Source organism: Desulfoluna sp. (assembly GCF_030145185.1).
GTDB lineage: Bacteria > Desulfobacterota > Desulfobacteria > Desulfobacterales > Desulfolunaceae > Desulfoluna.
In genome coordinates this window covers 25,837-33,366 of the sequence record NZ_JAQYWB010000063.1, presented here as the reverse complement: position 1 = coordinate 33,366, position 7,530 = coordinate 25,837, and the positions used below count along the sequence as shown (strand labels likewise).

Sequence of the window (7,530 nt, the reverse complement as noted above, 5' to 3'; positions counted from 1 at the left end):
TTAGCCTTTAGCCTTTAGCCTTTAGCCTTTAGCCTTTAGCCTTTAGCCTTTAGCCTTTAGCCTTTAGCCTTTAGCCTTTAGCCTTTAGCCTTTAGCCTTTAGCCTTTAGCCTTTAGCCTTTAGCCCTTTAGCCCTTTAGCCCTTTCGGAGACATATTTTGACACATCGCATATTAATCGTTGATGACGAGATCGACATGCTGCGGCTTCTCAAGCGGAGCCTGGAGCCCGATTTGGGCTGCAAGGTGGAGACGGCCTCCTCCGGTGAAGAGGCTTTTTCCATGATTCAGGAAAAGCGGTTTGATCTGGTCTTGTCGGACATGAAGATGCCCGGTATGGGTGGGGCGGAGCTGCTTCGGCAGATCCGGGCGCTCAAGCAGGGGATCGCGGTGATCATGATGACGGCTTACGGCTCCATCGATTCCGCGGTGGAGGCGATTCGGGCCGGGGCCTATGATTTTATCGCCAAGCCCTTTGATCACGACACCCTGGTGTTCCGGTTGAGAAAGGCCCTGGAGCGAAATCGGTTGATCAGTGAGAACATCCGGCTCCATAACGCGTTTCAGGAGCAGGCGACCTTTCACAACATTGTGGGCAGCTCCCCTGCCATGCTGAAGGTTTTTGAGACCATCCGCATGGTGGCCAGAACCGATATGACCGTTCTGGTGACCGGGGAGTCGGGGACGGGAAAGGAGCTGACCTGCCGGGCGATTCATGCACAGAGCGAGCGGAAAGCGGGGCCTTTTGTCACCGTCAACTGTCCCACCGTGCCCGAGCAGATTCTGGAGAGCGAGCTCTTCGGATACAGAAAAGGGGCCTTTACCCAGGCATCATCCGATCGTCAGGGGCTCTTTCAGGCGGCAGACGGGGGAACGCTTTTTTTAGATGAGATCGGGGAGATCAGCCCGACCATTCAATCCAAGCTCCTCCGGGTGATTCAGGAAAAAGAGATCAAGCCCCTGGGGGGGACAACATCCATTCCCGTGGATGTTCGGATTATTGCCGCCACCAATAAGAATCTGGCCCAGGCCATTGAGAAGGGCGAGTTTCGTCAGGATCTTTACTACCGGCTCAATGTGCTTCCCTTGAGGCTCCCCCCGCTGCGCGAACGCCGCGAGGACATCCCGGCCCTGGTGAGCCATTTCATTCACAAACACGCCAGCACCATGGGCCGCGATCCGCTGCCTGTCTCCGATACGCTGATGGATCTGTTGAGGGAGTTGCCCCTGACGGGAAATATTCGGGAGCTGGAGAGCCTCATGATGAAAGGGCTGCTCTTTGCCAAAGGGGAGATGATGGAGCCCGAGGATTTGCGGGAGGTGCTGGCCGTGTCTCCCGGGGTCGTTTCAGGAGACAGGGCAGGAACCTGCCTGAAAGGGCTTCCCTACAAAGAGGCCAAAGAGCAGTGCCTTAAAGCGTTTAACGGCGGGTATGTGGGGGCGCTTCTGGAAGAGACAGGGGGCAATGTAGCCCAGGCCGCCCGACGTTGCGGCATGGAACGCCAAGCCCTTCAGCAGGTGATGAAACGATACGAGATCGACCCGGAACCGTATCGACGAAAAGACTGAATTTGTTGGAAGGATGTAAAATAAGGGGCAGTATGTTATACTGCTTTTATCTGTCTCTACCTCTACGGCGTTTCAAAAACCTGCCTTCAAGCATGCCTCTATCGGGGTCGCCCATCACAACCCGTTCATCAAACGTGACTCTTTTTTAAAATAAATCCATGAAGATGGGCTCCCGCAGGTCCGACGAAGGCATCAACGTAATCGTTACTCTTTATCTTTCCTATTTGGGGACATAATATGGCTGATTTTTTGAATCTTGTGCTCTTTGCGATGTTTGATTTCAGCCACTTGATTCAGAGTCAGTTCTCCAACCGAGCGATTTGGGAATGGATTCTTTTTTTTATGCCCGTGTTTATTTTCGGCGAATTTCCGCGCTATATTTTCCCCACCATTTTTCTTTATGTTGCCAAAATATGTGGTCGGCTGCCCCAGGACGAAGAGCAAAAAAAAATCTTTTTCGCCACGAATCCTTCGGTCAGCGTCCTTCTTGTGGGCTACAACGAAGAAGCCAGCGTCGCCCAGGCCATTCGCTCGCTTCTTGAACTTCGCTATCCCAACCTTGAGATCATTGTCATCGACGACAACTCGGAAGACCGGATGTATGAGGAGGCCAGACCTTTTGCCGACCAGGGGCTGGTGAAATTATACCGGAACAGCGCTGCCACCGGACGATCCGGTCGGCCCACGGCATCCAACATGGCTTTTTATCTGGCCACCGGGGATTACATCGTTTCGGTGGACGCGGACACCTCCTTTGACCGGGATATGCTGCTTCACATGATTGGCCCCTTTTACGACAGCCGGGTCGGCGGGGTGGCGGGCAATCTTAAGGTGAGAAATATCGGGGCGTCCATCTGGACTCGCCTTCAGGCCATTGAGTATGCCCTGTCCATCTCCATGTGGAAACGGTGGCTCGGATTCCTTGGCATGGGGATGCAGGTCAGTGGGGCCTTCGGGGCTTTCAGGCGGGAATCCTTAACCTCCTTTGGGGCCTGGGATCCCGAGTTGGCGGAGGACGCCGATTTGACCTTGAAAATTAAAAAGGTGGGCTGGAAGATTGTCTTTGCCCCGGCAGCCATCGCCATGACCAACGCCCCGGATACCTGGCGGGTGTTGAGAGGCCAGCGGTTCCGCTGGGACAAGGGGGGCTTCAGGACCTATTTTCGAAAGCATGTTGATATCATGAAGTTCTGGACCTACGACTGGCGCAATGCCTTCGAACTCTCCCTCGAATTTTTCTTTACCGTCTTTTTGACCTTTATCTATGCGGTCTATCTCATTTTGATGCTGATCTTTTACCCGAAACTCCTCATCTTTGTCCTGTGTTTTGCCTATATTATTTATGTGGGGGTGGTGTTTCTCTGTTTTGCCATTGCGCTGGTCTTCAGTGAGCGCCGTGACGAAGAGGTGGCCTTGTTTCCCACGGTCTTTTTTTTCCCAGGATACAAGGCGCTGTTCAGGTGGGTGAGGTTCGGGGCGCTTTTGCTGGAAATTTTCAGGATTAATTACCAGGAGGGTTATCTGCCGGAATCTGCATGGCGCAATACTAAAAAATGGTGAGGGTGTATGGAAAAAGTCTTTAACGTAGCCATTGTCGGGGCACACGACGAGGAGTTTCAACGCATCAAGGAGGGACTGGTTTCTGCTCAATTTGAGGCGTCGCTCTCCATCACACAGGCAGAGGTCTCGTCCCTGCAAGATCAGTCGGGCGACATAGACCTGATGATTTATTGTCAGGAAGAGGGACCGGCCGGGGCGGACCGTGTGCCGATGTTTGTAAATAAAACAATTTTTGTAACCTCCTGCTATGAGAAGGACCTCCTCGCGGAGGCCTTTAAAAAAGGGGCCGCTTATGTCCTTTTTCGCCCGGTTTATCGCGCTGAACTCCTGCCGGCGATCCGAAATGTCTTCTTTTTTCTGAAAAAATACCGGGACGCGAATTTATCTGATGTGGCGGTCCTCGCCTTTCTGAAAGGGGTGGTGGACAGCGGCGTGAGCGTCATTGATCCGGTTGCCTCCCCCTTTAAGCCCAGTGGGCATTTTTACCCGGATGTCCTGAAGCTGTCCGGGGAACTTGAAAATGAAAATGCCTATCTGGAGGCTTTATCCGAAAGGGGCTTTTTTGTCAGGCAGCTGAGAAATCGGGTTCGGCTGTGTTCGGTGTGTGAGTCGTATCAGGTCAATTATCGTGAGGTCTGCCCGGTCTGCTCCTCCCTGGATATTGTTCGCGGTCAGATGATCCATCATTTTCAGTGTGGTCATGTGGACTCCCTTGAAGCCTTTCGGCAGGGTGCGGATTTTGTCTGCCCGAAGTGTGAGAAGCAGCTGCGTCATATCGGCATCGATTATGAGAAACCCGCGGATTACTTTAAGTGTTCAAATTGCCAGGCCATCAACCCTGAGCCGGTCATTGAACTGGAGTGTCTGGTGTGCGGATTTGTGTGCCAGCCAGGTGAAACGGTGGAGAAAAATATCTATTCGTATGAACTGACTGAGCAGGCGATGGAGGCGGTCAGAAGTGGAAAAATAGGGGGAGTGGACCTTGCCGCCCTTCTTTATGATCACCATACAAAGCTTCACAACAAACAGTATTTTGAGCTTGAGTTGAAGCGGGAGTTGATCCGTACGAAGCGCTATCATTCATGCTTTACCTTGGCCCTGGCCCGCATCGAGCACATAGAGCGTGTGCAGAAGAATTCTCCCGATCGTGTTGTCTGGTACGTTAATACCCTTTTTAAAGCCTTGAGTCAGGATTTGAGAGATTTGGATACCACCTGTGTCTGGGACGCACAGACCCTGGGGATTATTCTTGTCGAGACCGATTTTGACGGGGCTGTGATGGCTGTGAAACGCATTCACAAGGCCATTGAAGGCCTTGAATATCTGTATGATATTCAGCGGCCCGAGGTGACCTTCAGTGTGGTTCAAGGCGATGCCACCCATGAGACCCCGGATCAGCTGGTCTCCCTGGCCATGGCGGATTTGACGAATGCCTAGGCGGCGACAGAAAGGCCCGGCTCCTTTGGCCTGGGGCGTCCTTTTTCTGGCGTTGATTTGCCTGGGTTGCGGGCTGCGCAATCGCCATTCGGTGATTCAGGAGGCTGATAAGGCGGTGATTCAGGAGTTGATGGCGCCTTTTTACTCTGGACAGCAGCACCTCTTTGAGACCCTGGGGACCACCGCGCATGATCTCATTGTCTTTCAGCTGAAAAATCAAAGGGTGAAGCGGGTTTTAGAGCCGGAGTCTTTGCCCCGGTTCCTCGCGGACGAGCTGATTGTATTTTTCAGGATCACCGATCCCGATCAGGGGGAGACGGCGCTCTATTATTTCGACCCTCTCTCCCTGCGATTGAGTCGCCTTCCTTTGTCGGAGTTTTCGTCTGAATCGACGCAGACCTTTGCCGTGTTCAAGGCCCTGGCCCGTGAAAGGTGGGGGTGGCCGGGCGAACAGGCCCTTTCCCTGGTGAGTCTGCATTTTGATTACGATGGGTCGGGGACGCTGCGTTTTGCAGGGAAAAAGAGAGTGAAAGGGATTCCGGGGGAGCCCGTGCTGCCCGTTTACCTTCGGCGGTCGGGCTGCGTTTTTTTCCTGAGCCGAGACAGCCAGGGGGCGTCTCTTCTCATGGCGGTGGATGAACAGGGTGAGAACCTCGGGGAACCCCTGGGACCTGGCTATGGGGAGATCACCCGTATTTTTTCCGATGATGACAGGACCCTTGTCTTTGAATCCGACAAGAAGGGGTATCAGTCCCTTTACCGGTTGACGCCCGAAACGGGGGAGGTGACCGGGTACCATCGGTCAGAAGCCTTTGAGGGGGAGGGCTCCCGTTATATTCTGCGCCGTCGTCATGCGCATGGCGTCGCCCCTCCCGTGGTGGTCCGGCTTCCTGAGGTTTTGGATGTCCAGGCGATCGTCTCCCTTGTCATGGCGCAGAGTCCCGAGGTGAATTTAAAGCGGTCCCTCTGGGCCGCTGATTTTGTTCAGGCCGGTATCGCGACATTGCCCAATTATCCGTCGCTTTATTTTGAACTGGGGACCTCCTCGGCCGCCGGTCTGTTCAGCGATCAGAGTGGTTTTTTCATCGATGGCTTGCTCGGGATCTTTCAGCCCCTGCTTGATATCAGGCGAAATACCGAGCTCTGGCGTGCCGCCCAGCTCACGGCCGAGACCTCACGGTGCCGCGTCGATGATGAAATCAACGAGCGGGTGGCAGAGGCCCTTCAGCTCTATTTTAAGGTGAGTCATCTTCAGGAGCTGGGGGATGTGCAGGAGGCCTTACTCTCCACGTATCAACGCCGGGTTACCTATTATGAGACCCTGAAAAGCGTCGGGGATGCCCTGGGGGGACAGCGTCTGGCGGCTGAGAAGATTCTTGTCTCGGGCAGAGCCGAACGGGCTCATACCCATCGGCAGATCGTGTTTTTGATGCGTCGCCTGAAAGACCTCTGCGGGATTCCGCAAGGGGTTGGGATCTCCCTGACTCCGGCTGATTTTCATTTGGAGGATATGGTTTTTGAGGCACCGGGGGTGCTTCGGGAGCTGTCGGTGTTGAATCACCCGCAGGTGAAGGCCATCTCCAGTGAATTTCAGAAGGCCCGGTTTCTGGAATCTGCCGGGCCTGAGATTCGAGGCACCCTGAATGCTTCGGCGGAGTATGAGTATCGGGGACGCAGCACAGGGGATGCCGTGACAGACAATATCAACCTGACCCTCAGCGGCGGCGTGTCCACGGCCCATCGAAAGGCAGCCAGACTTCATCGCCATTACTGGAGCCATATGAAAGAGTCGTTGAGGCTCCGCCTGGAGATCGTGTCCGACCAGATACAGCTTGGGCTTGATGAGGCGCTGATGGATTTTAAAGCCGCCCAGGGTGATGCCCTGGCCAAACGCCGGGACGCCCACTATTATCTGGAAAAAGTCAGGGTCGCCCGGCTGTATGAGGCCATTGATTCCATCGATGAGGAGGGCCCCTTGGATCCCTTGGCGGTGAACACGGCAGAACAGGCATACTTTGAGGCGGTGGCCCGGTTGGCCGGTGTGAAAAAAGATCTGGGCGTCCGGTATGCGAATGTGTGGCGTGAGACCGGGCGTTCCAGGCTTCTCGGGGAGCAGCTGACGGCCTTGTCTTTTCAGAACATCGACCGGCAGAGCGCCTCTTTGTGGCTGTGGGAGACGCGGGCGGCCATGGACTCCTCGGCCCATCGGGCCGCCTTTGTGAAAACTGCCCGGTCCGCCGGGGTGAAGAGGGTCTATGCCTACCTCTATTCCGATGCCCGACTTCTTTCCGAGCAGATGGCCCGAGAACAGTTGACGCAGTTTCTGGGGGACTGTGCACGGGAGGGGATCGAGGTGTGGGCTCTGCTGGGCGAACCGGAATGGTTGACGGGTGATGATGGGCTTGAGGCCTTGACTCGGGGGATTGATCGTATCGCCTCGTTTAATGGCTCGAAAAACAGGTTCGAGCCCAGGATCTCCGGGGTGAAGCTTGATGTGGAACCCCACTCCATTGCTGGGTGGGAGACGGAACCCATCCGTCGCATGGCGTTGAATCGGACCTATATTCGGTTGATTCAGAGGGCACGTGCACGCATCGGGGTGGAGATGCCCCTGTGGGTGGACTGTCCGGTTAAATTTTTTACGAGGGAGGAACACCGGCCCCTGATGCGCCAGGTGGCCCGCCTGACTGATGGGATCACGGTCATGGCCTATTTTGACGCCCCGGAAAAAATAGATCGTATCGCCACCGCAGTCCTTGAAGCGGCCGAAGGGCCGGTGGAGGTCGGGGTTGAATTTTCGCACAGGGCTCCGGCCACCGACACCTTGTATCCCCTCGCCAGGGACCGGTGGCCACAGGTTGTGGAACCCCTGGCAGGTCAATTCATGGAAAGTCCCTTCTATCGGGGGCTTTCTTATCACGATTATTCGGCACTCCGGCTGATTTTTGACGGGGGTGGGGACTAAA

Annotated in this window: 4 protein-coding genes; all 4 read left to right on the top strand. The window is 54.9% G+C overall.

Going from position 1 to position 7,530, the window contains the following annotated elements:
- Positions 1 to 157 precede the first annotated feature (157 nt).
- The 4 genes from Q1Q75_RS17655 to Q1Q75_RS17640 all read left to right on the top strand — a co-directional run bounded on the left by Q1Q75_RS17655 (position 158) and on the right by Q1Q75_RS17640 (position 7,529).
- Positions 158 to 1,567 carry a sigma-54 dependent transcriptional regulator gene (locus Q1Q75_RS17655; protein ID WP_300673318.1) on the top strand — a complete coding sequence of 470 codons (1,410 nt, stop codon included), beginning with the start codon at positions 158 to 160 and terminating at the stop codon, positions 1,565 to 1,567.
- Between the two features lie 237 nt (positions 1,568 to 1,804).
- Complete coding sequence (locus Q1Q75_RS17650; protein WP_300673315.1) at positions 1,805 to 3,127, top strand: glycosyltransferase family 2 protein; 1,323 nt, start codon at positions 1,805 to 1,807, stop codon at positions 3,125 to 3,127.
- Between the two features lie 6 nt (positions 3,128 to 3,133).
- Entirely contained in the window at positions 3,134 to 4,564 is a 1,431-nt protein-coding gene (locus Q1Q75_RS17645) for a diguanylate cyclase (protein WP_300673312.1), read from the top strand.
- Positions 4,557 to 7,529 (top strand): TolC family protein, encoded by a 2,973-nt coding sequence (locus Q1Q75_RS17640; RefSeq protein WP_300673310.1) that lies wholly within the window; start codon positions 4,557 to 4,559, stop codon positions 7,527 to 7,529. The genes Q1Q75_RS17645 and Q1Q75_RS17640 overlap by 8 nt, the downstream gene beginning before the upstream one ends.
- The last annotated feature ends 1 nt before the right edge of the window (position 7,530 follow it).

Excerpts from the sequence above, each read along its gene's own strand:
- Q1Q75_RS17650 (WP_300673315.1), top strand. The coding sequence starts at position 1,805 with ATGGCTGATTTTTTGAATCTTGTGCTCTTTGCGATGTTTGATTTCAGC.
- Q1Q75_RS17645 (WP_300673312.1), top strand. The coding sequence starts at position 3,134 with ATGGAAAAAGTCTTTAACGTAGCCATTGTCGGGGCACACGACGAGGAG.
- Q1Q75_RS17640 (WP_300673310.1), top strand. The coding sequence starts at position 4,557 with ATGCCTAGGCGGCGACAGAAAGGCCCGGCTCCTTTGGCCTGGGGCGTC.